This is a genomic window from Nocardia sp. NPDC047648, assembly GCF_040642815.1.
In the GTDB taxonomy this organism is placed as follows: Bacteria; Actinomycetota; Actinomycetes; order Mycobacteriales; family Mycobacteriaceae; genus Nocardia; species Nocardia gamkensis.
Map to the genome: position 1 here is coordinate 22,255 of NZ_JBEYSX010000018.1, position 25,979 is coordinate 48,233.

Annotated in this window: 26 protein-coding genes; 8 read left to right on the forward strand and 18 right to left on the reverse strand. The window is 68.7% G+C overall.

Annotated features, from left to right (window positions below; all coding sequences use genetic code 11):
• Positions 1-11: 11 nt before the first annotated feature.
• Positions 12-1,478, forward strand: a complete 1,467-nt coding sequence (eccD, locus tag ABZ803_RS29905; RefSeq protein ID WP_357044423.1) for a type VII secretion integral membrane protein EccD — start codon at positions 12-14, stop codon at positions 1,476-1,478.
• Positions 1,479-1,525: 47 nt separating this feature from the next.
• Complete coding sequence (gene mycP, locus ABZ803_RS29910; protein ID WP_357044562.1) at positions 1,526-2,884, forward strand: type VII secretion-associated serine protease mycosin; 1,359 nt, start codon at positions 1,526-1,528, stop codon at positions 2,882-2,884.
• Positions 2,885-2,977: 93 nt separating this feature from the next.
• Here mycP and ABZ803_RS29915 read toward each other — a convergent pair whose 3' ends face one another.
• A complete protein-coding gene (locus ABZ803_RS29915) occupies positions 2,978-3,208 on the reverse strand; it encodes a hypothetical protein (RefSeq protein WP_357044425.1) in 231 nt (76 codons plus the stop codon).
• A 93-nt stretch (positions 3,209-3,301) separates the two neighbouring features.
• Positions 3,302-4,786 (reverse strand): type VII secretion protein EccB, encoded by a 1,485-nt coding sequence (gene eccB, locus ABZ803_RS29920; RefSeq protein WP_357044427.1) that lies wholly within the window; start codon positions 4,784-4,786, stop codon positions 3,302-3,304.
• A 113-nt stretch (positions 4,787-4,899) separates the two neighbouring features.
• On the opposite strand from eccB, the gene eccE reads away from it, so the two are divergent.
• Both eccE and ABZ803_RS29930 read left to right on the forward strand, forming a co-directional pair.
• On the forward strand, positions 4,900-6,543 hold the full coding sequence (gene eccE / locus ABZ803_RS29925; RefSeq protein WP_357044429.1) for a type VII secretion protein EccE: 1,644 nt from the start codon (positions 4,900-4,902) through the stop codon (positions 6,541-6,543).
• Between the two features lie 147 nt (positions 6,544-6,690).
• Positions 6,691-6,942 carry a hypothetical protein gene (locus tag ABZ803_RS29930; RefSeq protein ID WP_357044431.1) on the forward strand — a complete coding sequence of 84 codons (252 nt, stop codon included), beginning with the start codon at positions 6,691-6,693 and terminating at the stop codon, positions 6,940-6,942.
• A 334-nt stretch (positions 6,943-7,276) separates the two neighbouring features.
• Here ABZ803_RS29930 and ABZ803_RS29935 read toward each other — a convergent pair whose 3' ends face one another.
• On the reverse strand, positions 7,277-7,837 hold the full coding sequence (locus ABZ803_RS29935) for an NAD(P)H-dependent oxidoreductase (protein WP_357044433.1): 561 nt from the start codon (positions 7,835-7,837) through the stop codon (positions 7,277-7,279).
• A gap of 448 nt (positions 7,838-8,285) precedes the next feature.
• Here ABZ803_RS29935 and ABZ803_RS29940 point away from each other — a divergent pair, with 448 nt between their 5' ends.
• Positions 8,286-9,128, forward strand: coding sequence for an NAD(P)H-binding protein (locus ABZ803_RS29940; RefSeq protein WP_357044435.1), 843 nt, complete (start codon positions 8,286-8,288; stop codon positions 9,126-9,128).
• Between the two features lie 56 nt (positions 9,129-9,184).
• Here ABZ803_RS29940 and ABZ803_RS29945 read toward each other — a convergent pair whose 3' ends face one another.
• Positions 9,185-9,994 carry an S-methyl-5'-thioadenosine phosphorylase gene (locus tag ABZ803_RS29945; RefSeq protein ID WP_357044437.1) on the reverse strand — a complete coding sequence of 270 codons (810 nt, stop codon included), beginning with the start codon at positions 9,992-9,994 and terminating at the stop codon, positions 9,185-9,187.
• A 198-nt stretch (positions 9,995-10,192) separates the two neighbouring features.
• Between ABZ803_RS29945 and ABZ803_RS29950 the strand changes: the two genes are divergently transcribed.
• The gene (locus tag ABZ803_RS29950) at positions 10,193-10,516 is read left to right on the forward strand and encodes a metal-sensitive transcriptional regulator (protein WP_063052158.1); all 324 of its coding nucleotides are present in this window, start codon (positions 10,193-10,195) and stop codon (positions 10,514-10,516) included.
• Positions 10,517-10,521: 5 nt separating this feature from the next.
• Here ABZ803_RS29950 and ABZ803_RS29955 read toward each other — a convergent pair whose 3' ends face one another.
• The 5 genes from ABZ803_RS29955 to ABZ803_RS29975 all read right to left on the reverse strand — a co-directional run bounded on the left by ABZ803_RS29955 (position 10,522) and on the right by ABZ803_RS29975 (position 15,981).
• On the reverse strand, positions 10,522-11,457 hold the full coding sequence (locus ABZ803_RS29955) for a TAXI family TRAP transporter solute-binding subunit (RefSeq protein ID WP_357044439.1): 936 nt from the start codon (positions 11,455-11,457) through the stop codon (positions 10,522-10,524).
• On the reverse strand, positions 11,454-12,875 hold the full coding sequence (locus tag ABZ803_RS29960) for a HAMP domain-containing sensor histidine kinase (RefSeq protein WP_357044441.1): 1,422 nt from the start codon (positions 12,873-12,875) through the stop codon (positions 11,454-11,456). The genes ABZ803_RS29955 and ABZ803_RS29960 overlap by 4 nt, the downstream gene beginning before the upstream one ends.
• Before the next feature lie 28 nt (positions 12,876-12,903).
• Positions 12,904-13,563: a response regulator transcription factor gene (locus ABZ803_RS29965; RefSeq protein WP_040864915.1), complete on the reverse strand. Its 660-nt coding sequence runs from the start codon at positions 13,561-13,563 to the stop codon at positions 12,904-12,906.
• 46 nt (positions 13,564-13,609) lie between these two features.
• Entirely contained in the window at positions 13,610-14,983 is a 1,374-nt protein-coding gene (locus tag ABZ803_RS29970; RefSeq protein WP_357044444.1) for an MFS transporter, read from the reverse strand.
• Between the two features lie 164 nt (positions 14,984-15,147).
• Positions 15,148-15,981 (reverse strand): LLM class F420-dependent oxidoreductase, encoded by an 834-nt coding sequence (locus ABZ803_RS29975; protein ID WP_357044446.1) that lies wholly within the window; start codon positions 15,979-15,981, stop codon positions 15,148-15,150.
• A gap of 173 nt (positions 15,982-16,154) precedes the next feature.
• Here ABZ803_RS29975 and ABZ803_RS29980 point away from each other — a divergent pair, with 173 nt between their 5' ends.
• Positions 16,155-16,667: an Hsp20/alpha crystallin family protein gene (locus ABZ803_RS29980; protein WP_357044564.1), complete on the forward strand. Its 513-nt coding sequence runs from the start codon at positions 16,155-16,157 to the stop codon at positions 16,665-16,667.
• Positions 16,668-16,715: 48 nt separating this feature from the next.
• On the opposite strand, the gene truA is transcribed toward ABZ803_RS29980, so the two are convergent.
• From truA to infA, 8 genes are all read right to left on the reverse strand, one after another.
• Positions 16,716-17,537, reverse strand: coding sequence for a tRNA pseudouridine(38-40) synthase TruA (gene truA / locus ABZ803_RS29985; RefSeq protein WP_357044566.1), 822 nt, complete (start codon positions 17,535-17,537; stop codon positions 16,716-16,718).
• A 146-nt stretch (positions 17,538-17,683) separates the two neighbouring features.
• Complete coding sequence (gene rplQ / locus ABZ803_RS29990; protein WP_062973156.1) at positions 17,684-18,205, reverse strand: 50S ribosomal protein L17; 522 nt, start codon at positions 18,203-18,205, stop codon at positions 17,684-17,686.
• A 128-nt stretch (positions 18,206-18,333) separates the two neighbouring features.
• On the reverse strand, positions 18,334-19,392 hold the full coding sequence (locus tag ABZ803_RS29995) for a DNA-directed RNA polymerase subunit alpha (protein WP_039796155.1): 1,059 nt from the start codon (positions 19,390-19,392) through the stop codon (positions 18,334-18,336).
• Between the two features lie 103 nt (positions 19,393-19,495).
• Entirely contained in the window at positions 19,496-20,101 is a 606-nt protein-coding gene (gene rpsD / locus ABZ803_RS30000; protein ID WP_043719990.1) for a 30S ribosomal protein S4, read from the reverse strand.
• 20 nt (positions 20,102-20,121) lie between these two features.
• Positions 20,122-20,535: a 30S ribosomal protein S11 gene (gene rpsK / locus ABZ803_RS30005; RefSeq protein ID WP_014349147.1), complete on the reverse strand. Its 414-nt coding sequence runs from the start codon at positions 20,533-20,535 to the stop codon at positions 20,122-20,124.
• Between the two features lie 9 nt (positions 20,536-20,544).
• Positions 20,545-20,916, reverse strand: a complete 372-nt coding sequence (gene rpsM / locus ABZ803_RS30010; protein ID WP_039795645.1) for a 30S ribosomal protein S13 — start codon at positions 20,914-20,916, stop codon at positions 20,545-20,547.
• A gap of 249 nt (positions 20,917-21,165) precedes the next feature.
• Positions 21,166-21,279, reverse strand: a complete 114-nt coding sequence (gene rpmJ, locus ABZ803_RS30015) for a 50S ribosomal protein L36 (RefSeq protein ID WP_011207363.1) — start codon at positions 21,277-21,279, stop codon at positions 21,166-21,168.
• A gap of 149 nt (positions 21,280-21,428) precedes the next feature.
• Positions 21,429-21,650 carry a translation initiation factor IF-1 gene (gene infA / locus ABZ803_RS30020; RefSeq protein ID WP_003418601.1) on the reverse strand — a complete coding sequence of 74 codons (222 nt, stop codon included), beginning with the start codon at positions 21,648-21,650 and terminating at the stop codon, positions 21,429-21,431.
• A 511-nt stretch (positions 21,651-22,161) separates the two neighbouring features.
• Here infA and ABZ803_RS30025 point away from each other — a divergent pair.
• Positions 22,162-25,434: an AAA family ATPase gene (locus ABZ803_RS30025; protein WP_357044449.1), complete on the forward strand. Its 3,273-nt coding sequence runs from the start codon at positions 22,162-22,164 to the stop codon at positions 25,432-25,434.
• Positions 25,435-25,484: 50 nt separating this feature from the next.
• On the opposite strand, the gene ABZ803_RS30030 is transcribed toward ABZ803_RS30025, so the two are convergent.
• Positions 25,485-25,796, reverse strand: a complete 312-nt coding sequence (locus tag ABZ803_RS30030) for a DUF4254 domain-containing protein (protein WP_357044451.1) — start codon at positions 25,794-25,796, stop codon at positions 25,485-25,487.
• Between the last annotated feature and the right edge of the window lie 183 nt (positions 25,797-25,979).

A 25,979-nucleotide genomic window follows, 5' to 3' on the forward strand; every position in this document is an offset into this window, starting at 1 on the left:
TTGGGGGAAGCTTGACGCACGCGCGACTTGACCACATCGACGAAGAATCCTCGCGCGGCATCGTCCGCGCTCCCGATCTCGCCCGGGTGACGATTCTGGCCAAGCACACTCAGGTCGACATGGCCATACCGGTCGACGTGCCGGTCGCGCTGGTGATTCCGAGTGTGGTCGACATGGTCGCCCAGCACAGCCGCAGCAACGATTTCGACAACGAGGGCGAGCGTTACGAGCCCGCGGAATGGGTGCTCGCCCGGATCGGCCATCCGCCGTTCTCGAACTCGCTCAGCCTCGGCGAGCACGGTGTCCGCGACGGCGAACTGCTCATGTTGGAAAGCGCCTCGCACACCGCGCCGACACCGCTTTTCGACGACATCATGTACAACGTCGCGATCGCCGACACCGACCACTACCGCAGCTGGACTCCGCGGATCGCGCGGATCACCGGCTCGGTGCTCGCGGCGATCACCATGATGGTCGGCTGCCTGGGTCTGCTGCTGTCCCCCGGCTCGCTGCCGATCGGGGTGGGCGGCTCGATCGCGCTGATCGTCGCGATTCTGCTCGTCGTGAGCGCGATGGTGCTGAGCAGGATGTACGGCGACACCGGCACCGCACTGGTGCTCGGCGGGTGCGCACTGCCCCCCGCGTTCAGCGCGGGAATGCTCTTCGTGCCGGACGATTACGGTTGGGCGCACATCCTGCTCGGATCGGTTCTCGCGGGGGCGACGGCGATCCTGGCCTGGCGGGTCATCGGCGTCGGTCTCGCGTTGTTCATCGGCGTGGCTACGCTCGCGACATACGCGGTGCCCGCGGCGCTGGTCGGCCTGCTCACCGACCATCCGGAACGCGCGATCGGCGCGGGCGCGGCGGCGCTCGGCCTCGGCGGGCTCTCCCTGGCGCCCCGGGTGTCCATGCTGCTGGCGAAACTGCCGCTGCCGCCGGTCCCTTCGCCGGGCACCCCCATCGATCCCACCGAGGACGACCCGGACGATCACCGCGCGCTGCCGACCATGGAGGCGCTGCGGGTGAAGTCCGAACACGCCCGCAAGTACCTCGCGGGCCTGGTCGCGGCGACCACGCTGGTCACCGCCGCGGGCGCACTCGCCGCCACCGATCCGGCCTCCGACGACCCGTACTGGCAGGGCATCGCGCTCGCACTGGTCTGCGCGGCGGTGCTGATGTTCCGCAGCCGCACCTACGCGGGCGCGGAGCAGGCCGTCGTGCTCATCGCCGGTGGCGCGGGCATCGTGCTGATCATGCTGGTGGGCGCCGGTTTCGCGATGCACCAGCCGCTGGCCGTCTTCGGCGCGGCGATGGTGGTCCTGGTCGCGGCGCTGATCCTCGGCATCATCATCCCGAACCAGTCGGCCACCCCGCCGATGCGCCGCGGCGTCGAACTGCTCGAGTACACGTTCGTCGCCGCAGTGCTGCCGCTGGTCTTCTGGGTGACGGATCTCTACGCCCTCGTCCGCGGGCTGTGAACCGGGCACTGCGCACCGGGGCGGCCGCCGCGGTGCTGTCTTTGAGCATGTCGTTCGGAGTGGGGGCGAGCCAAGGCATCGCCTACGCCGATCGGCCACCGCCGGTGGATCCAGGACAACTGCCCGCGGGGGATCCCGCACGGCCGCTCGACAAGACCGAGCGTCCGGGCAACACGCCGTGCTATTCGACCCAGCAGGGTGGCGACGGTCCCGCCGCTCCCGCACCACAGCGCTCCCTCGACCTGCCGCACGCATGGGAGTTCTCCCGGGGCGAGGGCCAGCTCGTCGCGGTGATCGATACGGGCGTCGCTCGTCACCCCCGCCTGCCCGATCTGGAGGCGGGCGGCGACTTCGTGGCCGACGGCGGCGATGGAGTCAGCGAGGACTGCGATGCGCACGGCACCGTCGTTGCCGGGATCATCGCCGCCAAGCCACAAGCGGGACAGGGCTTCTCGGGCGTGGCACCCGAGGCGCGAATTCTGTCGATCCGCCAGACCAGCGCGCTGTACGACTACGCGAACCGGCAGGATAGGAAGCCGGAAGATCCGCCCCGGGGGTACGGCAGGGTGGATGCGCTCGCCGCCGCGATCCGGCGCGCCGCCGACCGGCACGCTTCGGTCATCAACATCTCGCTCGTCTCCTGCGTGCCCAATGGCGTGAGCTTCAGCGACGGAGCGGTCGGCGCCGCCGTGCGTTATGCCACCTTGGAAATGGACGCCGTCGTGGTGGCCGCGGCGGGCAATACCGACGACAAATGCAAGGCGAGCAATCCTGGAATCGATCCGCTGAAGCCGACCGATGATCCGTGGAACCATGTGACCACCAACGTCACGCCCGCGCGCTACGACGATTACGTCCTGTCCGTCGGCTCGATCGACCAGAACGGCGCGCCGTCGAGTTTCACCGTGCCGGGCCCCTGGGTCGGTGTGGCCGCACCGGGTGAGGACATCGTCTCGCTGGATCCGCGCGGAACCGGCACCATCACAGGAAAATACGACAACCAAAGCCTCGTACCGCTCAAGGGGACAAGCTTTGCCGCGCCGTATGTTTCCGGGGTCGTCGCCTTGGTCCGCGCTCATTTCCCCGAACTCAGAGCACTCGACGTGATCAAACGTATCCAGGCCACAGCTCATGCCCCGGGCGAGGGCTGGAACCCTTATGTCGGTTACGGTGCGATCGATCCGGTCGCCGCGCTGACCGCCGAAGTGCCGAAAGCGCTTCCGCCGAAGCGACCCGCGGCAGCCCAGAGTGTGCAATTACAGGTCCCGTCACCAGCCCCGCCGCCCGACAACCGCGCCCGCAACGTGGCGCTGATCGGCAGTGGCAGCGTCGCAGCGCTCCTGATCCTGGGCATGCTCGCATCGTTCCCGATCCGCCGCAGATTCGGCGTCCGCGAGGAACGCTGAAACCATGATCAACGGCACATGGCTGTGCTGTCTCACGACAACAGGTCTCCACCATGTGCCGTTGATCTCGGGCGAGGTGACGGTGCGGGCTTCTTACTGACCGCGTGCGGGCTCGAGTTTGTAGTACCCGTAGCCGTCTTCGACGCAGACCGCTTCCTTGCCGTACATCCGCCGGAAGCTGTCCTTGCCCGTGGTCATGCATTCCTTGTAGGTCATGCCGTGCTTGGTACGCATCGGTTCGGCGGTGGCGGCCGAGGTGGCGACAGTGCCGACCACGGTCGCGGCGGTGATACCGATCGCCAAGGCGTACATGGTGCGCTTCATGGGTGAATCCCTCCCTTATCTATGGCGAAACTCCCTTTCGCCAACTCGGAGGGTACCGGAGTCGACAGCACCGGCCAATTCCGGGCAACGGCCTCAATTCTGGCTTTTCACAAGCTCTTTCGCCGGGCTCGCATCCGGCGCGACGCCGTCGTGAGCCACCATCGCGTCCTGACGGCTGAGGACAGGGCCGGAGGCGAGCAGGCCGAGGATGGGCCATGGCGCCGGTTCGGGTTGCTTCACTCCCGAATCCGTACTCATCCCCAGAGCTTTGACCGCCTCGGCATCCCTGATGCCATAGCGCACACCGGTGTCGGCGACGTAGAACAGGCTGTCCTTGCGCTGGCTGTCCGGCTCGATGCCGGTGCCCTGTACGAATGCGCCGGAACCCGGCTTGAAGTACACCGAGTCCACGTTCGGGCCATCTCCGTCGGCCTGGGCCAGTGGAACGAGACGGGCGTCGCCAGGCATCGGCAGACCGACGCCGGTGATCAACGAGAGCTTCGCGCGATTGCCACCACCGCCCTCCGCGGCAGCGATCGGCTCCCACGACAGACAACTGGTCGGACGATCCTTTATCTGTACGAGCGACGGCGCGGTGGCCGGATAGTGCTCTACAGACAGCGCCGTCGACACGGGCGATTCACTCTTGTCGTATGCGGTGATCGTGGGATTGCGCCCCGCGGCCGGATCAGAGTTCAGAATGATGTTCGCGGTCAGCTGGGAAATCTCCTGGCGACCATCGTGCAGGACCACGAAATACTGCTGCGACCCGGGCTCGTGCACCACTTCACCGATCTTGTGGTCACCGATCCGGTACCCGGGCTGTCCCCCTCGATCGTCGATGTGCGGCACCTCGATCCGCTGTACCTCGGGAATCGCGTTGAGCAAGCCTTCGCTGACCGGCCGCGGTGCGACATTGCGAATGCCCAGCGCCTCGGTCACGGCGTTGCTGTTCATGTCCACGCGGGCGCGCTTGTCGTCGTAGACGAGGTAGGTGGCGTCCTTGCCCTTGACGAGCAAGGCGTTACCCGACTCCATCGCCGATGCCTTGGCCCCCAGTTCGACGTCGCCGATGAGCACCGAGGTGGTGGCCTTGTTGGTGCCGTCGAGCTGGAGGGTGTCACACACCGTCCACGCTCGCCCCTTGCCCTCCTTGTCGAAGCGCAGCGAGGCGGGAGCGCCTGGAATGCCGATCAATTGGCCGCGCGGCTTCTTTCCGAGCTCGGACTCCTTCACGGTGGCGGGCTTGGCCGCCTCGCCCGCGGCGAGGCGGGCCGAGGCGAGGTTGAGGGCCGGGTGCACCACGTCGTCGATCACCACGTAGACGGCGCCGGAGTCCTTGCCGATCAGGATCTTGTTGTCGTCACCGATCTTGCCCTGGGGACGAAGCAACGCGAGCACGCCGCAGCCCGCCAGGACGACACACGCCAGGATCAGTCCCGCCGCGTACGCGCGGGACTGGGATCGCATGGGGTCGTGCAGCATTCGCACGTCCCGGCGCACCAAGGCGTGCTCCATCCGCCGGACCAGAAAGCGGTAGCCGCTCACCTGCCAGCGTGTGGTGGGTTTTGAAGGCATTATTCCTCCCCCGAACAGTGCTCACGTTCGCGGAACACAGTACAGTTCCCGAGGACTCTTGTTCAGCTCGGCCACAGCGAACCGGCCGATATCGGGTACTTTGGGGGACGACGATGGCGGAACCGGCAGGCGCGGGACCACGACCGCTTCTCGGGCGCGTCTCGATGCAGAACCTGCTGATCGCGCAGATCATCGGGCTGGTCGCCGGAGTCGTCGCGCTGTTCGCCGGGCTGCCCGGACTTCCCACCTTCGCCGTGGCGGTCGCCGTCGCGTTGATCCCGCTCGTTCCCGTCGCCAAACGCACCCTGCTGGACTGGATCGCCACGTATTGGCGCTATCTCACCCACCGTGACTACGAGCTCGGCGACACCGTCGACTTCCGCGGCACGGACGGACGTTCGCTCGGCCTGTACTGGGACGGCAGCCGCGTGGTGACGGTGGTCGAGGTGCTGCCCCCGCCCGGCGGGCTGACCAGGATCGCCCGCACCACGGTGCACGCCTCGCACCTGCTTCCGCTCGCCGAGCTGGCGAAATGCCTGAACCAGCACGACATCCTGCTCAGCGGCATCGACATCATCAGCCACGGGCACCGCAGCCGTTCCGGCACACCAGCGGGCAAGATCTACGAATCGCTGCTCGGCCCGCTGCCCGCCACCGCTCACCGCACGGTGTGGCTCGCGATCGGTTTCGACGCGGTGGCCTGCCCGGAGGCCGCCGACCGGCGCGGCGGCGGAGCGGAAGGCGCCTCGCGCGCGGTCACCATCGCCACCCAGCGGATCATGCGCACACTCGAGGACGCCGACTGCAACGCCCGCATCCTGACGGCGCCCGAGATTCGCAAAGCGGTCCTGCAGATCACCGGTGGCTACGATCCGCGCACCCTCGAACACCGCTGGCGCTATGCCGAAATCGGCAACAACGTGAACATCGGCAGCGCCGTGGATCCCAAGCGGCTCGCGTCCGATCTGCTCGCCCAGCTCTGGGTGGCTCCCTCGCGCGGAACGACGGTGGCGGTGCGGCTGCGCCCCGGCAGTTCGGCCGACTCGGTGAGCATCGGCGCCGCATGGCGGCTGACCGCGCGGGAGCTGCCGGAGCGGTCCGAGCTGCCGGGCATGATCTCGATGAACGGACGCCACCGCGATGGGCTGCTGGCTCATCTGCCGCTCGCGGTTCCCGGTGTGGACGACACCGTTCCGATGATCGAGCACCTGATCGACATCGTCGACGATCTGCACCTGCCCTCCTCCGGCTGCGGCCAGCTGATCGGGTCGGACGACGAGGGAAACGGTGTGGCGGTCCGCATCGTCGGCGCGGGCATCTCGACGGTGTACGTCGCCGGCGAGCTGTATCTGGCGCAGCAGTTGGTGTTCCGCGCGCTCGCGGTCGGCGAACGGATCCTGATCCGCACCGATCGGGCGCGGGCATGGGAGAACCTGGTCACCACGATCGGCAATCCGGAGCGACTGACCATCGCGGCCGAAACACACCAGTCCGACGCGGGATTCACCGCCACGGTGGTGGACGGGGTGCTCGCGCCCGCCCCGCACGCGGGCGTCACCACCATCTATGTCACGGGTGATCCGATGGGCTGGCCCGCCAGCCGTCCCGACTTGGCCATCCACCAGCCCGGCGCGATCGGCAACCATGTGGTGCTGCGCACCGGCACCGCGCAGGTCGACCTGACGCTGGTGTCCATTCCCAGCGAAGCCACCTATATCGGCCAGCCCCGTGGCCGTCGGGCAATGCAACCGCAGTAGAAATCGCGAGTCTGCGCGCCCGGAGGAATTCGACGCCGACTCATCCGGTGGCGACATTCGTTTGACGCTCCCAAATCGGAAAGCTAATGTCTGGCAAGGCGGCTCGGGATCGGGCCGTCCTGGTTGGGAGTTCCAGGAGGGGAATTCATGAGGGTATCGGCCTGTGTCTTCACGTCGTTGCTGACCGTCGGCATCGCTTCGGCGGTGCTCAATCCGGGCGTCGCGAACGCGCTGCCGTCCGGCTGTCACACCGGAGGTTTCGGTGTCAGCTGCACGACCAAGAAAGACTGCGAATCGGCGCGCTCGGAGCTCAAAAAGCAGCATCCGTCGATCAGTCGCTGCTATTCCCAGCAGCCGGACAAGGAAAAATTCAAATACGTTTGGTCGGCGAACTGGTAATCGTCGGCTCACATTTGCGACAAACGATCCACGCCGGAAGTTTCACCTGCGCGTGATCGACCGAAGTCGTTCCGCCGGTCGAGGTGCGGCGAGCAACAGAAATACCCGACGGCGACGATCTTCAGTCGTAAATGTGAATGAAGTGATACTGCGGACTCGCCCGCGCATTCTCTGACGAGCGTCCGGACAGACCAAGCCTACCGATCACGCCGATCCGGATATCCACCGACTCGGCGTGATCGGCAACCAACTACGCACCGGCACGGTGCAGGCCGACCTGGCGCTGGTATCGGTTTCCGACGAGCCGACCACATCGGCCGAGCCGGAGTAGCGGTCAACCGGGATACGGGTCAGCAGCGCGGGCAGATCGCAAAGTGCGCGCCCACCAGCTCAATTGGCGCAACATTCGTCCCGCCGCGTCGATGGCGGCGCCGTCACGAGTGTCGCCCGTTTCATCGAACGCCTTCTTGGCCTGGTGGAAGCTGACCGTCTCGCGCACCGACACCATGTGGATTTCGGCGACGACCTGGCGTAGTTGCTCTACCGCACGCAGCCCGCCGGAAAGTCCGCCATAGGAGACGAATGCGATGGGTTTCGCGCGCCACTCGTGCTTCGCGGTGTCGAAAGCCGTCTTCAGCGACGCCGGGTAGCCGTGGTTGTACTCGGAGGTGACGACGACGAAAGCGTCGGCCTGCCGCAGACGCGCGCGATAGGCCACGGTCTCGTCGTTCTCGGTGAGTTCCACGGGCAACGATGTGTCCGCGAGATCGATGACGCCGGTGTCGAATTCGGGATGGGCGCGCACCGTACGCAGGAACCAGTCCGCGACCACCGGCGCGAACCGCTCCGGACGCACACTGGCCACGATGACCTCGAGCCGTAACGGAGTATCCACCGCGCGAGCCTAACTCGGGACCTGTCGACCTCCGGGCACCGCCGCGCGCGGAACATCCCGCGAGCCGGGCTTGCCACCTTTGTCGGGCCCCCACTGAGTACCGAAACGCAAGTCGCAATTCGCCCGGCGCGGACGTACCCAGAAGAGTTGGCGCTAACCAGCTTCCCGTCAGTGGCGAATATCCGGTCCCCAATACAGCGGATACGCTTTGGCCGGTCAAACCCCTACCCTTCGCGCGGCAGTAGACATCCCGAACGAGCACAGCGTTGAGCAGGCGCTGAAGGCGACTACACCACTGGACCAGCGAGCAATCGATCCCGCGTATAACCCTCACGCAACGACGTCGGCCCACCGAGCCGGGTATCGCCCGTTCGCGGCCCGGCTCGCAAGAAGCAGGCCGCGCAACACTGTGTGCACCGCCGAACTGGAAGACGAAGACGGAGACGAAATGATCCTGGTAACCGGCGCCACCGGCAATGTCGGCGCGGAACTCGTGCGGACCCTCACCGGATGGGGCGAGCAGGTGCGAGCACTGGTGCGCGACCCTGCCAAGGCGACGCTCCCGCCGGGCGCCGAGACCGTTACCGGCGATCTGAATCGCCCGGAGACGCTGGCCGACGCATTGGACGGCGTGGACGGAATGTTCCTGCTCCCCGGCTACGCCAACCTGCCGGACCTGCTGGAACGCGCGAACAAGGCCGGGGTGCGCCGGGTCGCGCTGCTCTCCGGCGGTTCGGCCGCGCTACGGGACATGGACAACGCCGTATCCCGCTACATGACGCTGTCCGAGGACGCGGTGCGCGGCTCCGAACTGAGCTGGACCGTGCTGCGCCCGCGGTCCTTCATGTCGAACGCGCTGCGCTGGTTGCCACAACTCGCCGCGGGCGACGTCGTCCGCGTGCAGTTTCCCGGAGTCCGGGTCGGCGCGATCGACCCCGCCGACATCGCGGCGGTCGCGGCCGCGGCGCTCACGCGAGACGAACTCGCCGGGCAGGTGCTCGAGCTCACCGGCCCGCAGGCGCTGCGACCGGCGGAACAGGTCGCTGTGCTCGCCGCGGTGCTGAACCGGCCGCTCGTGGCACACGAACTCGGCGACGCGGAGACCGAGGCCGAACTGGCCGCCACCATGCCGAGGGAGTACGTCGACGCGTTCCTCAGCTTCTTCGTCGAGGGCACGCTGGACGAGGCGACGCTCTACCCGACCGTCGAGCAGGTGACCGGCCGATCGCCGCGCACCTTCGAACAGTGGGCGACCGACCACGCCGAAGCCTTCGCGCCGACACCGAGCTGACGGCTTCCGGCCGAGGGGGCAGAGCCCGCCGAACGCCCCGGTGACCACCATCGGACTCAGGGCAGTTCGAACGGCAGCGACACTCCCGCGTGGACGCGGCAGCGGTCACACGTGTCGGTGCCGTCCACCCCGGCCACCGCGCGGCGGATGAGTTCTTTGAACGGCGCGAGATTGCGTTTGAACTCGGCGAAGACATCGACCGCGTGCACTCCCTCGCCCTCCTCCAGACCGGCGTCCAGATCGGTCACGAGAGCGACAGCGGCATAGCACATCTCGAGTTCGCGGGCGAGCACCGCCTCCGGATGACCGGTCATGTTCACCAGGTCCCAGCCCTGCGCGGCGAACCACCGGCTCTCGGCGCGGGTGGAGAAGCGCGGTCCCTCGACCACGACCATCGTGCCCGCGTGCATCATGTGCAGCGCGTCGGACTCGGCCTTGATGGCGGCGGCACGCAGTTCCTCGCAGTACGGATCGGCGAAGGACACGTGAATGCCGCCGCCGCCGAAGTAGGTCTGCGGACGGCCGGAGGTCCGGTCGACCAGCTGATCCGGCACCGCGACCGTGCCGGGGCCCCAGTCCGCCCGCAGGCTGCCCACCGCGCAGGGCGCGAAGATGCGGCGCACGCCCAGCGAGCGCAGGGCCCACAGATTGGCCCGGTAGGGCAGGGTGTGCGGCGCGAATTCGTGGTTCTTGCCGTGTCGCGGCAGGAACGCCACCGGCCTGCCCTCCACCTCTCCGACGGCGATCCCCGCGCTCGGGGCGCCATAGGGAGTCTCGACCTCGATGGTGGTCGCCTCGTTGTCGAAGAAATCGTAGAAGCCGCTGCCGCCGATGACGGCGAGCGCGGGCCGGGGGTGCGAACTCATACCCCGATTGTCTCGTCCCGCGACGGCCGTCGCGCGGCGGGCCGCGCGTTACCCTGCTTCCGGGGCGGCTCGTCGACTGTTTCGGGCGGCCGCCGAGTGGTCGTCACCCGGGTCCGACCTGACAAGACGGCCCGCAAACTGTACCCTAGGGGGGTATTGATCCGGTTCCGGTGACCGGCAGGCAGCGAGGAGACATCGGTGGCAGATTCCCCCCACGACCACACGGCGGCCGAGCACGCCGCGCACGGCTATATCACCGCCAAGGACGACTACCTCAAGCGGCTGCGGCGCATCGAGGGCCAAGCGCGCGGTCTACAGCGGATGGTCGAGGAGGAGAAATACTGCATCGACATCCTCACCCAGGTCTCCGCGATGACGAAAGCCCTGCAGGCGGTAGCGATGGGCCTGCTGGAGGACCACATCAGCCACTGCGTGGTCGACGCGGCCGTCGCGGGTGGCCCGGAGGCCGAAGCCAAGATCAAGGAGGCCACCGACGCCATCGCCCGCCTGGTCCGGTCCTGACGTCGCTAGCCGTGCCAGCGGCGGTAGACCGCGGCCGCGCCGGGATGTAGCGGAATCGAGCCGGTGCTGATCAGCGAGCGCCCGTCGAGGAACTGGGTGCCCGCCGCTTCGGTGGGCACCAGCGCGTCGGCGTGCCATACCAGCAGTTCGACGATCGAAGCGGCCACTTCCTCGGGCATGGCGGGGGCGGCGAGCAAGAGATTGGCCACCCCGATGGTGTGCACCGAGACACCGCCCGGATAGGCGTCCGCGGGGATCGCTACCCGGTCGTACACCGGCCCGAACAGCTCTCGCATCGGCGCGGCCAATTCGCCCATGTCCACCAGCCGCATCCGGCTGGGCACCGCGAGCAACCTGGTCGGGACGCCGCCCGCCCACAACAGCGCATCGGCCTCGCCTGCGGTCAGGGCGGCCACCGCCTCCGCCAAGGGGCGGTGCGAAATCAGCACGTCGGCATGCGGGTCCAGCCCCGCGACGCGCAGGATCCGCTCGCCGGTCAGGGCCGCGCCCGACCCTTCCGCACCCAGGCTCACCCGGGTTCCGCGCAGATCCGCGACCGAGCCGATCGTGCTGTCCGAGCGCACCACCAACTGCAGGTAGTTCTCGTAGACCCGCCCCAGCGCGCACACCCGATCGGCGTCGTCTCGCAGCGAGTCCGCGAGCGCTAGTGCGGCATCGACCTCGCCGCGCGCCAGCAAAGCCAGATTGGCCTGCGAGCCCGAGGTGGCGACCCGCTCGATTCGCACGTCTCCGATGTTCCCGGCGGCCAGGCCGAGCAACCCCGCGAAGGCGTGATAGAAGCCGCCGACCTCGCCCGACGCCAGCCGCACCGTGGCTTCCCCGCCACTCGGAGCGCAGCCCGCGACACCCGCGGCGACAGCCAACGCGAGAAAGCCGCGCCGATCGATGCCGCGCCGGAGGATCGGCTCGCGGCCGGTCACCGGTCCTCCGCCGCGGGCAATCGCACACCCACCGAGAGACCCTGCGGACGCGTCGCCACGACGGTGAGAACGCCACCGCGCGCCTGCGCCAACGCCGCGGCGATCGGCAAGCCCAGCCCCGAGCCACCGCTCCCCGCGGACGAACCACGGAAGAAACGCGTGGTCAGCTTGTCTATCTCGTCGGGGGGAACACCGATGCCGTCGTCGCGGACGGTCACGGTGACCCAGCCCGGCTCCGTCGCGACGACGAGATCGACGTGCGCGCCCGCCCCCGCGTAGCGCGTGGCGTTGCTCAGCGGTACGTCGAGCATCTGCGCGAGCACGTCGGCGGGGACCGCGACGTCGGCGCGCTCGGTCATGGGCGGCACCCGCAGTCGCTGGCCGGCCGCCTCGAACGCCGAGCACCAGGCGTCGAATCGGTCGGCCGCCACCTGCACGGCGTCGCATCGGTTGTCGACCTCGGCGGTGTGCGCCATGTCGAAGGCCGCGGGTGTCTCGGCGACGGCCAAGCTGAGTAGGCCGTCGAGCAGCGCGGTGAGCCGGTCGACCTCGGCGCCCGCGCCGCGGAAGGTGCTCGCCGCGCCGGCCGGGATCGCGGGCTCCAGGGAATCCAAGCGGATGGTCAGGGCGGCCAGCGGGTTGCGCATCGCGTGTGCGGTGTCGGCGACCAGTTGGCGCTGCGCGTCCGCCGAATCGGCGACCGCCAGAGCCATCGCGTCGAAGGACTCCACCAGCGCGCGCATCTCGGGCGGCCCGCCGTAGCGGCCCGCGATCGACACCGGAGCGATCGTCCCCGTGCGCGGCTTGGGCAGCGTCGCGGTCAGTTCCGCCACGCCCTGCGACAGCGCCGCCAGCGGACGCAGCACCCAGCGGCCGATCGTCACCGCCAGGAGCACGAACAGCGCCATCGCGACGACGCCGCCGAGCACGATCACCGCCCAGGCCCGTGCGATATCACCGCGGGCACGCGCCGTCGACGCCTCGATCACCACGGCGCCGTTCACCTGGACACCGGTGCCGACCGGTCGTGCGACGAGCATGGTCGGCGCGCCCCACGGCGTCAGCTTGTCCGCCGCGTGCGGACGCTGATTGCGGCGGGCGGCCGCCACCGCCGCTTCGATGTCGCGATCGTTCACGTCCGCGCCCGCGTTCACCGTCGTCGCGCCCCTGGCGTCGACCACCAGCACGTTCTCGCCGTACAGCTCGTGGTAGCGCAGTACCTCGTCGGCCAGCGCGCGGCTGTCTCCCGCGGTGACCGCGTCGTCGGCCAGGGTGGCGAAGCGGTCGGCGTCCCCGGACCGGGCCAGCACCAGCTGCTGGGTGCGGCTGGTGGCGACGGTCAGCGACAGCGGCACCGCGAACGCCAGCACCGCGATGGCCGCGAACAACGTCAGCGCGACGAGCAGGCGACGCCGCATGGCATACCTCCGGCCCGCCGGACCGCGCTCACTGTCCCCACCGATACCCGTATCCACGGATGGTGGTGATCAGGCCGGGCCGGTTGAGCTTCGCCCGCAGACCGGTCATGTGCACATCCAGGGAACGCGAGACCGCGACGAAGGCGTCGCCCCAGATGCGATCCATCAACTGCTGGCGACTCACCGCGGCACCCGGCCGTTCCACCAGCGCCTCGACCAACTCGAACTCCTTCTGGGTCAACGGCACCGGCGCACCGGCCACCTCCACCACGCGTGCCCCCAGGTCCACCCGCACGTCACCGGTGACGACCACCGATTGCGCCTGCCGCGCCGCGGCCGCCGCCCGCCTGGTGACCGTCTCGAGCCGCGCGACGAGTTCCGCGATCCGCGGCGGCTTGACCAGATAGTCGTCCGCGCCGCCGCGCAGGCCGCGCACGATCGAACGTTCGTCGCTGCGCGCGGTGAGGATCAGCACCGGAACCGAACTCACCTCGCGCAGTCTGCGCAACACCTGCAGACCGTCGCCGTCGGGCAGTCCGAGGTCGAGGACCACGGCGTCGAAGTCGCGGTGCGCGACCAGCAGATCCGCTCCGCGACGCATACGTTCGGCGCGGTAACCGCGGGCGTTCAAGGCCTCGACCAGCGCGTCTCCCACGCCGTCGTCGTCCTCGACCACCGCAAGCCGCACGCGCCGATCCTCCCACAGCGGGGGGACCGGCGCGTGTGCCGGACGGTCAGTCACGCACGGTGGCCATCCGCCGCCCCGGCTCGGCCGCCGCGGCGCCGGTGGGCTCGCCGTCGATCTGCGACGAGGCCGAGGTCTCCCGCATGAAGTAGTAGGTGATCAGCGAGATGGCGATGCAGCCGGCGACGTACCAGAAGTACAGCGACTCGTGGCCGCCCTTCTTCAGCGCGAGCGCGATCGTCTCGGCGGTGCCGCCGAAGATGGCGACGGTGAGGGCGTAGGGCAGCCCGACACCGAGCGCGCGGATCTTCGTCGGGAAGAGTTCGGCCTTCACGATCGCGTTGATCGAGGTGTATCCCGTGATGATCAGCAGGGCGACCATCATCAGGCCCCACGCGGCGACCGGATTGGTGGTGTGCGCGAGCACCGTCATGATCGGCACGGTGAGCAGCGTGCCCGCCACACCGAAGAAGATCAGCAGTTTGCGCCTGCCCACCCGGTCCGACAGCGCTCCCGCCAGCGGTTGCAGCACCACGAAGACCAGCAGCGCGATGAAGTTGATCCACGCCACCGTCGATTTGGAGATGCCGGAGGTATTGATCATGAACTTCTGCATGTAGGTCGTATACGTGTAGAACGCGACCGTTCCGCCCAGCGTCAACCCGACCACCAGCAGACACTCGCGGGGGTATTGCAGCAGGATCCGCAGCGAACCACGCGACTGCCCCGCTTCGGCGGCCGTCGCCTTCTGCGACGCCTGCCCGGATTCGGCGCGGAACTGCTCGGACTCGTCCATGCCGCGCCGCAGCCACATCACGATCAGCGCACCGGCGGCGCCGATCACGAACGGAATCCGCCAGCCCCAGGCGTTCATCCGGTCGGCGTCGAGGAATTGTTGCAGCACGATCTGCACCCCGAGCGCGACGAGCTGGCCTGCCACCAGGGTCACGTACTGGAAACTGGAGTAGAACCCGCGCCTGCCCGCCGAGGCCACCTCGGACAGATATGTCGCGCTGGTGGCGTACTCGCCGCCGACCGACAGACCTTGCAGGAGCCGGGCGACCAGCAGCAGGGCCGGAGCGGCCACGCCGATGGTCTGGTAACCGGGTGTCACCGCGATCAGCAGAGAACCCGCCGCCATCACGGTCACCGACAGGGTCAGCGCCGAACGACGGCCGAACCGGTCGGCATACCGGCCCAGTGCCCAACCGCCGATCGGACGCATCAAAAAGCCGACCGCGAACACGGCGGCGGTGGACAACAGCTGCGCCGTCGGATCGTCCTTGGGGAAGAACGTCTTCGCGAAGTACACGCTGAACGCGGCGTAGACATACCAGTCGTACCACTCGACCAGGTTTCCGATGGATCCGCGTAGCACGTTCGCGACCACCCGGCGCTCACTCACGGGCTGTGTCGTAGTCACAAGATCTCCTCCTCCGACGCCTCATCACGTCGTCGCAGATCAGTGTGGCGACAGTCACAAGCTCGCGGAATGGCTCTCGATGCTTCCTAACAGTCCCTTAGGACGATCGCCGGAAAACACCTCCGGCCCCGGCAAGAGGCCGGGGCCGGAGGCGAAGCCGATGCTCAGGCTTTCGCGGTCAGCAGTGGGGCGAGGGTGCGCAGCGCCGGAAGGTAGTTGTCGCCGAGGATCTGCACCGCGACATGGTCGGCACCGGCGTCGAGATGCTCCGACAGCCGGGCGGCGATCCGCTCCGGCGTGCCGTACGCGATGACGGCGTCGAACACCCGATCGCCGGGCGGGACGGCGAGATCGGCGTCGGTGAAGCCGAACCGGCGCAGGTTCGACGCGTAGTTGGTCAGGCCCAGGTAGAACTCGACGGTCTCATCGGCGACGGCGTGCGCGGCTCGGGCGTCGTCGGTCAGCACCACCTTGTGCTCGGTGGCCAGCAGCGTGTCCGGGCCGACGATCTCGCGAGCCTTCGCGGTGTGCGCCGCGGGTACGAAGTACGGCAGCGGCCCCGCGGACCGCTCGGCGGCCAGCTTCAGCACCCGAGGGCCGAGTGCGGCCACCGCGCGCCGTTCGGCGGGCACACCGGCGGCGTCGAGGTCGTCCAGGTATTCGACCAGCGCGTCGTACGGCTTGCGGTACTCGCCGGTGTGCTCGGGGTGTCCGGCACCGATGCCGAGCAGGAACCGGCCGGGGAAGCGCGCCTCGATCCGGTGGAACGAGTCGGCCGCCTCCTTCGCGGGCGATGCCCAGATATTCACGATGCTGGTGGCCACGGTGATCGTTTCGGTCGCCTCCAGCAGCGGTTCGACGGCTGCCAGATCCGCGGGCGGCGAGGCCCCCAACCACAGCGCGCCGTAGCCCAGCTGCTCCAATTCCCGTGCGTCCTCGGGACCGAACCCGTTGAACGCCCGCCACACTCCGAACCGTCCGAGACTGTCGAATGCCATGTCCCGAGCCAACACGTGCCCGGAGGCGGCTATTCCGCGCCGGCGGATCTCGCGGTCGCGCATCCGTCGGGCTTGATGCTCTCCCGCTTCAGGAGGGCTACTGTGGCTATTGCACAGCTATGGCGCCCGCCGCCGTGGCAGGCGTCACCACTAACGAGATGGAGGTGATCGCTGTGCTGAGATTCGATCCATTTCATGACATCGACACTGTCGCCCGCCAGTTGCTCGGTGAAAGCGCAGGAACAGGTCGCGCACCGCGATTCATGCCGATGGATCTGTTCAAGGCGGGAGATCACTACGTCCTGAACGCGGACCTGCCCGGCGTCGATCCCGGCTCGATCGACGTCAGTGTCGACAACGGCACGCTCACCCTGCGGGCCCAACGCACCGTGCCGAGCGAGGAAGGCGTCCAGTGGATCGCCTCGGAACGCTTCGCGGGCACCTTCATGCGCCAGATGTCGCTGGGTGAGAACGTCGACGTCGAGAACATCAGCGCGACCTATAACAACGGTGTGCTCTCGGTGACGATTCCGATCGCGGAGCGCGCGAAGCCGCGGCGCATCCGGATCTCCGGGGCGTCCCAGGAACCGAGGACGATCGAAGCACAAACCGGCCGTTCCGGACAGCCGGCGCAGGCCGAGCAGCAGGGACAGTCCCAGCAGCAGTACCCGCAATCGTCGAAGTGAGCGCCGCGCTGCCCGCACCCGAGCACGGGTGCGGGCAGCCCCACATTCCTAGTCGCCGCAGCAACCCGCCTGCGGGGCCGGCACCGACCGCATCTCCCGCGTCTGCGCGTTGCGGGCGGCGAGTTCCCCGTCGGCGGGGTAGTCGACGGCGATCAGGCTCAAACCGTGTGCGGGCGCGACGGTGACCGAGCTGGAGCGCTCCGTCTCCCGCAGCAGCGCGGCGACCCATTCCACGGTGCGCCGCCCCTCGCCGACGGCGAGCACCGCGCCGACCAGGCTGCGCACCATCGACCAGCAGAACGCGTCGGCGCTGACGTAGGCGACCAGCAGATCGCCGTCGCGCACCCAGTCGAAGCGCTGCAACTCCCGGACCGTCGTCGCGCCCTCCCTGCGGCGGCAGAACGCGGCGAAATCGTGCAGCCCCAACAGTGTTCGCGAAGCATCCCGCATGGCCCCGACATCGACGCCGGATCGGCAAGCGACCACGCTGCGGGCCTGCAGCGGCTCCGCCCCGTACGGCGCGGTGGTCAACCGATAGGCATAGTGCCGGCGGATGGCGGAGAACCGGGCGTCGAACTCGGGCGGGGCCAAGCGCGCCCCCGTGATCCGCACGTCCTTCGGCAGGAATCGCGCCATTCGGTGCACCAGCTTCTCCGCGTCCAGTTCGCCGGACGTGTCGAAATGCGCGACCTGCCCCTCGGCGTGCACGCCCGCGTCCGTTCGCCCCGCCACGGTCAGCTGGATCGGCTCACGGAACACCTTGCTCAGCGCGTCCTCCAGCACGCCCTGCACGGTGCGCAGACCGGGCTGACGTGCCCAGCCGGTGAAATCCGTGCCGTCGTAGGCGATGCTCAGCCGGACCCGCGACATGCCGGTCCCCCGCACGTCCTCGGGCGGCCGGTCCACACTCGATCCCACCGATTCCTCCACGGTCACATGATCCTCCGGTCGAAACGAACGAGCCCGCCGACCCAGTGCGGGTGGCGGGCTCGTGCGCGAACTCCGAACGCTCGGCGTCAGGCGTCCTTCTTGTCCTCAGCGGCCTCCTCGGCAGCCGGAGCCTCGGCGGTCTCGGCGGTGGCCTCCTCGGCCTCCTCCTCGACGACCTCGGCGGCCGGAGCCTCCTCCGCCTTCTTCGACGCGGCGACGCGACGGGCGCGATCGGCCTCGTTGGTCACGGTCTTCTCCCGGACCAGCTCGATGATCGCCATCGGCGCGTTGTCACCCTTACGCGGCAGCGTCTTGGTGATGCGGGTGTAACCACCCTCGCGTCCCTCGAACGACGGACCGATCTCGGCGAAGAGTTCGTGTACGACGTTCTTGTTGCGGATGACCTTCAGCACCTCGCGACGGTCGGCCAGAGTGCCGCCCTTCGCCTTGGTGATCAGCTTCTCCGCGTAGGGGCGCACGGCCTTGGCCTTGGCCTCGGTGGTGGTGATCCGGCCGTGCTCGAAGAGCGCCGTCGCCAGATTGGCGAAGATCGCCTTCTGGTGCGACGCCGACCCGCCGAAGCGGGCACCCTTCTTGGGCTTGGGCATTGTGGTGTTCTCCTGTGTGTCTTTTGCGGCGCTCCCGGCGCCCTGCGTGGTTACGCTCTGCTACCGCTTCCGGGCGCGTCGCTCACGCCACGGGTACGAGGCCGGGCCGGGGCGCCTACCCCGGGGGCCTAGAGCTGTTCGGTCTCGGCGTAGTCCTGCTCGCCGCCATCGGTGTCACTGAACGTGCCGCTGTCGCTCCACGTGCCGGTGCTCGCGTCGTAGCCGACCACGCTGGACGGATCGAACGACGCCGGGCTGTCCTTGAGCGAGAGGCCGAGCGCGTGCAGCTTGACCTTGACCTCGTCGATGGACTTCTGGCCGAAGTTGCGAATGTCCAGCAGATCCGACTCGGTGCGGGCGACCAGCTCGCCCACGGTGTGCACACCCTCGCGCTTGAGGCAGTTGTAGGACCGGACGGTGAGGTCCAGGTCCTCGATCGGCAGGCCGAACGAGGCGATGTGATCCGCCTCGGCCGGCGAGGGGCCGATCTCGATGCCCTCGGCTTCGACGTTCAGCTCACGGGCCAGGCCGAAGAGCTCGACCAGGGTCTTGCCCGCCGAGGCGAGCGCGTCCCGCGCGCTGATGGAGTTCTTGGTCTCCACGTCCAGGATGAGCCGGTCGAAGTCGGTGCGCTGCTCGACGCGGGTGGCCTCGACCTTGTAGGTCACCTTCAGCACCGGCGAGTAGATCGAATCCACCGGGATCCGGCCGATTTCCGCACCGGAGGCCTTGTTCTGCACGGCGGGGACGTAGCCGCGACCGCGCTCGACGACGAGCTCGATCTCCAGCTTGCCCTTGTCGTTCAGGGTCGCGATGTGCATGTCCGGGTTGTGCACCACGACGCCGCTGGGCGGGACGATGTCACCGGCGGTGACGGTGCCCGGACCCTGCTTGCGCACGTACATCGTGACCGGCTCGTCCTCCTCCGAGGACACGACCAGGCCCTTGAGGTTCAGGATGATGTCGGTGACATCTTCCTTCACGCCCGGGACGGTGGTGAACTCGTGCAGAACGCCGTCGATGCGGATGCTCGTGACCGCCGCCCCCGGAATCGAGGACAGCAGGGTACGCCGCAGCGAGTTGCCGAGGGTGTAACCGAAGCCCGGCTCGAGCGGCTCGATGGTGAACTTCGAGCGGTTCTCGGCGACGACCTCTTCGGTCAGCGTCGGACGCTGTGAAATCAGCATTAGGATCATCCTCCTTTTTGGGCGCCCGCTATTTGACGCCTCGTCTCAGGGGTTGTGTGTGGCCGCCCGTCTCGGGCGACCACACACCAGCAGCACGTGCCGATTACTTCGAGTAGTACTCGACGATCAGCTGTTCCTGCAGCGGCACATCGATCTGGGCGCGCTCCGGCAACTGGTGGACCAGGATCCGCAGCCGGCCCGGGATCACCTGCAGCCAGCCCGGCACCGGGCGGTCGCCGACGGTCTCGCGCGCCACCTGGAACGGCAGGGTGCCCAGCGACTTCTCCTTGACATCGATGATGTCGTACTGGGTGACCTGGAAGCTGGGAACGTCGACCTTCTTGTTGTTCACCAGGAAGTGGCCGTGCGAGACCAGCTGGCGGGCCTGGCGGCGGGTACGCGCCAGACCGGCGCGGTACACGACGTTGTCCAGCCGGGTCTCGAGCAGACGAAGCAGGTTGTCACCGGTCTTGCCCTTGAGGCGGTTGGCCTCTTCGTAGTACCGGCGGAACTGCTTCTCCATGACGCCGTAGGAGAAGCGGGCCTTCTGCTTCTCCTGCAGCTGGAGCAGGTACTCGCTCTCCTTGATCCGCGCGCGGCCGTGCTGGCCGGGCGGGTAGGGACGACGCTCGAACGCCTGGTCGCCTCCGACGAGGTCGACGCGCAGACGACGCGACTTGCGGGTGATAGGGCCTGTGTAACGAGCCATTGTTCGCTATTCCTTTCCCGCTAGACGCGACGCCGCTTGGGCGGACGGCAGCCGTTGTGCGGCTGCGGGGTGACATCGGAGATCGTGCCCACCTCGAGGCCTGCGGCCTGCAGCGAGCGGATCGCGGTCTCGCGGCCCGAACCGGGGCCCTTCACGAATACGTCGACCTTCTTGACGCCGTTCTCCTGCGCCTTGCGGGCGGCGTTCTCGGCGGCGAGCTGCGCGGCGAACGGGGTCGACTTGCGCGAACCCTTGAAGCCGACGTGCCCGGACGACGCCCAGGAGATGACGTTGCCACTCGGGTCGGTGATCGACACGATCGTGTTGTTGAACGTGCTCTTGATGTGCGCGTGGCCGTGCGGGACGTTCTTCTTTTCCCGGCGACGCGACTTCTGGGTCTTCTTGGGGCCGGAGGCCCTGGACTTCGGAGGCATCGGTTATCCCTACTTCTTCTTGCCGGCGACGGTGCGCTTCGGGCCCTTGCGGGTGCGCGCGTTGGTCTTGGTGCGCTGGCCACGCACGGGCAGGCCACGACGGTGGCGCAGGCCCTGGTAGCAGCCGATCTCGATCTTGCGGCGAATATCGGCCTGCACCTCACGGCGCAGGTCACCCTCGACCTTGAACTCCGAAGCCTCGATGTAGTCACGCAGCTTCGTCAGATCGTCGTCGCTGAGATCCTTCGAACGCAGGTCCGGGCTGACGCCGGTGGCCTCGAGGATCTCCTTGGAGCGGGTACGGCCAATGCCGAAAATGTAGGTCAGTGCGATCTCCATGCGCTTCTCGCGCGGGAGGTCGACGCCCATGAGACGTGCCATCTGGCAGTTTCCTTAATCGTTGCGGAGGTCTGCTCCCTGTCCGTCCCCTCGTCTTGTGTGGGGCACCGGCCTCCGAACCGGTGGTAGGCGCACACGCCCCAGGGCGAACCCTGATATCCGCAGCGTGCGGCTGGTGCTGGGAGTTCTTCTTGCCAATCCGAACTGCGGTTCGGTGCTTGGCTGGTGTCGCGTCGAGCGGCGCCTTCGGCAAGCCTCGGGCGGGTGGGACGAGGTCTCCCTCGCCTCCGCTCAGCCCTGGCGCTGCTTGTGGCGCAGGTTGTCGCAGATCACCATGACCCGGCCGTGACGGCGGATCACCTTGCACTTCTCGCAGATCTTCTTGACGCTCGGCTGAACCTTCACGTCCGTCCAATCTGTTGTGGTTCACAGGGGTGTGAACACAGTTTTTCCCCAGTCGGCGACTGGGGAAGTTCTGTAGCGAGTCTTTCGACTCGGCCCCGGCTCACGCCGGGACTGCCGGGTTCGCATCGACCCGATCGCGCCGGGCGCGATCACTTGTAGCGGTATACGATCCGGCCGCGCGACAGGTCGTAGGGCGAGAGCTCGACGACAACGCGGTCCTCGGGCAGGATGCGAATGTAGTGCTGCCGCATCTTCCCGCTGATGTGCGCGAGAACCTTGTGCCCGTTCTCGAGCTCGATCCGGAACATCGCATTGGGCAGCGGTTCGACAACTCGACCCTCGACCTCGATGGCCCCGTCTTTCTTCGCCATGTCCTCCGCGATCCCGGTTACGCTCAACCTGGTTTGTTTGCCTGAGTCTGCTCGGATGGATCGACCGCCGGAGCGGACCGCTCGCACACAAACAGGCGGCGCGTAGGTGCACCGCCGCTCCAGCTTACCGATCCGTTCCGGATCGGGCAAAAATGCCTCCCTGTATACCCGTGTCGCCTGGGGTTTCGCAGCCGTCTTCCCACTCATGGCAGGCCTCGGGCGCTGCGCCGCGAAGGGGCCGGGTTGTCGCGTAAACTGGCCGCTGTCCAGGTATTTGGGTCGAGCAGATCGAGGGGAATGCGTGAGCCGGCGCAGCGAGCGAGCCACCGGCGGAGGCGCCCTCGGTCAGGGTCGAAGCGAGCGGCAGGGAGGCGAGGCCGTGAGTAAGCGTAGCGAGCGAGTCACCGGCAGAGCGCCCCTGGCCACGACCGAGCCGAGCGGCAGCGAGGGAAGTCGTGAGTGAACGCAGCGAGCGAGTCGTCGGCACGCCGAGCGGCAGCGAGGCGCAGTCGTGAGCCGTAGCAACGACGGCCTGCCCATGCTGCCGCCCTGGCTGTCGGAGAGCGAGGTCGGCCAGAGCGGCTACGAAGCGCCGGTACAGAACCTTCCGCACGAAGAACTCATCGAGGAAACCCCTGGCCGCAGGCGCGGACGATTCAAGAACCGCGCGCCCGAGGCGGACCGCCCGGACGCCGCGCGCCCGGAGAAGCGCCGCAAGGGCTGGCGCCGCGACAAGCACGAGGGGGCCGCAGACGAGGAACAGCGGCAGAGCGAGCTGAGCCCCGCGCCCGCGCCGGCCCCGGACGACCGCGCACCGGCTCAACTCCCACCCGAGTCCTGGCAGCACCCCGGCCACGACCGCACGCCCCCGATGCAGGACAACTCGTGGCAGGCGCCGCCCCAGCCCGACTACACCCCCCAGCCCGACCACATCCCCCAGCGCGACAACACTCCGCAGCACAGCCTGCCCACCCGCAACCCCTCACAGCCCTCCCCCGGTTTCCAGCCGCTGGGCAGAAGGGCCGCGAACCCGGCCGGGTCGAACGACCAGCAGGCCGGCAGGCCGGAGCTGCCGCCACCGCCGCCGCGCCGATCGGCCGACGAGCGGCCCGGTCCGGCACCGGCCGACGAGCATGCCCGGCCCTCGCGTGGCGAGAGCGCGCCCGGCCAAGCCGCCGGTGGCCGGCCTCCGCTCGGTCCACAGAACGGCGGATGGCCCTCCACCGGGAACCCTCGGCTCGACGCCGCGCTGTCGGCGGTGCGGCCGAGCCTGTGGCCCGCGTCGACGCCTCCGGGCCAGGTCCCCGCCGCACCGGCGCCACCGGCCGAGGCGCCTCAGCCGGGTGGCGAAGCTCGAAACATCCCGCCGACCGGCCCGAATCAGACGTGGCCGACCGGCAACCACCCCGCGGCTCCTACGGGCAGCGATATATCCGCTCCGCCGCCGCACGGCGGATACCCCGCCGCGTCCCCGTCCGCCTCGGACAACACGGCATGGCAGAGCGGTTACTCGTCGACGCCGTCGAGCGCGCAACCCACGCCACCACCCACCGGCGACCCGACGGCACCCACCGGCGAAAGCCCGGCCGAGCGAGCGCACGACCAGGACACCGCCGCTCTGCCGATCCCGAGCGCGTCACCGGTTCAGCACCCGGCGGCATCATCGGGTGGCCCCGCACCGGGCGCGAGCGACGCCACGCCCCCGATCGATGACCACCAGACGCTCCGAGGTGATCGTCCGGCGCAGACCGCGCCATCCGGGCCCACCGCGGTAACTCCGGACGGGCCGCCACCCTGGCTCGCCGCGCCGCGGCCCGAGCAGGCCGAGGCATCCGTGACGGACACACCACGCCGGCTTCCACCGCTGCCCGATCCGCCCGCGCCGCACGAGCGACCGCACAGCAGCGGGTCCGGCTCGCCCGCACCGGCTCCGGCACACGACGAGTACCGGTCGCCGCGCGGCACGGACGGTCCGCCACCCTGGCTCGGTCACACCGCATCGGAACAGAGCGGTCGGCCCGGTCTCCCGCCCGCGCCGAACGACGCTGCGGCACAAATCGACAGCGCTGCGCAGGAATCCCGTCCGTCGGCCGATTCCGCACCGGCATCGCACCCGCGGCCCACGGAGCACGGTGTCGTGGAACCCGCCCCCGCGCTGTCCGCGACCGTCCCGCACGCCGAACAGGGTGAAGCAGTCCCGGTTTCGCCCGCACCACGCAGCCCCGCCGCGATCGGCGCTGCGCCTGTTTCCGCCGCTGCGCCGGAAAGCGCCGCGCAACCGGATGCGGCCGGATGGGCGAACACGACTCGCGTCCAGGGGGATTCGGGCGCTTCGACCCCGAACTGGACCAGCGCGACCGAAGTAGGTCCGGCGTCGGCGCGCCCCGTGGCCGGTGGCGGACGACACCGGCTGTCCGCCGAGTCCAACGACCCGGCGGTTCCGCAGGCGCCGGTGGAACACGCACCGAACGTCGACCAGCAGCCGGTTGCGCAGCAGCAGCCGGTTCCGCAGCAGCAACCGGTTCCGCCACAGCAGCCGGTTGCTCAGCAGCAGCCGGATACGGCCTACAACGCGGGCGCCCCGTACGCGGCGAGCGACATATCGGCCGGTCCTCCAACGCAATTCGCGAGTGGCCAGGCGCCGGGGCTCCCGCCTCAGGCCCCCGTCGCCCAGTGGGGGAATGCCGCCGCACCGGCCCCTGCACCCGAATCGGGTCCGGTAGGCCCGCATTCCGCGCCTCCGCAGTATCACCCCGAACATCAGGCCGCTGGGCAACCGGTACCGCAGCCCGGACAGTGGGGCACGCCGCCGGGTTACCCGCAGCCGCACGCGCAGCCGCCGGGCGCGCCGTTCCAGCAGCCCTCGCTCGACAACGTGCCGCTGCGCCGGGCCAAGAAGGCGCCGGGATCGGGGTGGCGCAAGGCGGTGCACCACGTGTCCGGCGGCTCGATCAACCCCGGCATGTCCGCCGAGGAGCGCAGGCTCCAGGAACTGGTCGCGCGGATCAGGCAGCCCGTCCGCGGCGACTACCGGATCGCGGTGCTCTCACTCAAGGGTGGTGTCGGAAAGACCACCACCACAATGGGTATCGGCTCCATCTTCGCCTCCATCCGGGGCGACCGCGTGATCGCGGTGGACGCCAATCCCGACTTCGGCACCCTGTCGCAGCGGGTGCCGCTGCAAACCAGGTCCACCGTGCGCGACCTGCTCCTCGATTCGTCCATCCAGCGCTATTCGGACGTGCGCAGGCACACCTCGCAGGCGACGAGCCGACTGGAAGTGCTGGCCAGCGAACGCGATCCAGCCGCGTCGGAGGCGTTCAGCGAGGACGAGTACCGTGCGGTCGCCCGGATCCTGCAGCGGTTCTACAACATCATCCTCACCGACTGCGGTACCGGACTCATGCACTCGGCCATGGCAGGCGTATTGGACCTGGCGCACTCGCTGGTGCTGATCTCCTCGCCGGCCATCGACGGAGCGCGCAGCGCCGCAGCGACATTGGACTGGTTGTCGCTGCACGGCCACGACCACTTGGTGCGCAACGCGGTGGTGGTGATCAACTCCCCGCGGGCCGGATCGCCGAATGTCGGTATCCAGCAGCTACGGGAGTACTTCCTGTCCCGGTGCCGCGCGGTGCACATCATCCCGTTCGACCCGCATATGTCCGAGGGCGCGGAGATCGATCTGCACCGGCTGCACAAGCAGACCAAGCGGGCCTACGTCGAACTGGCCGCGACCGTCGCGGACGACTTCGCCACCGATCACCGCCGCTACCAACCCTGACACCCGCCGGGCCGCGGCCCGGCGGGCAAGAAGGCGAACGGATCAGCCGCTCACCACTCGGGCAGACGCCGCCTGCCCGCCATGACGTCGCGCACCAGATCGTCGTAGGCGTCCGCGAGTTCGGCGAGATGATGCCATGCGTTGTGCAACAGCTCGTCGTGTGCGTTCCGAGTCATCAACGCGTGGTGCGCGCGCACCGACGACTCGGCGAGGCGATCGATCACCGCGCCCACCGTTTCGGTGTGCAGCGTGGCGCCGAGCCGATGCTGCGGCACGCTGCGCATCACCCAGTCGTCGATGGCCATCACCAATTCGACTCTGCGACGCTCGATTTCGCGGATCACCGCCACGGCGGTATCCACCGATCCACCGCGGCCGACCAGGCGGCGCTCATGTAGCACTGCCAGATCACGAGCGAACCACAGGAGCGGGCCACCGACTACCCGGTGCCCGCGACACGCCCGAACCAATAGGTCGGACGTGGGAAGCAATCCCGGTGCCGGAGAGCGCACCGAAGGGTCGACACACCTCGGTGTGCCGGGGAG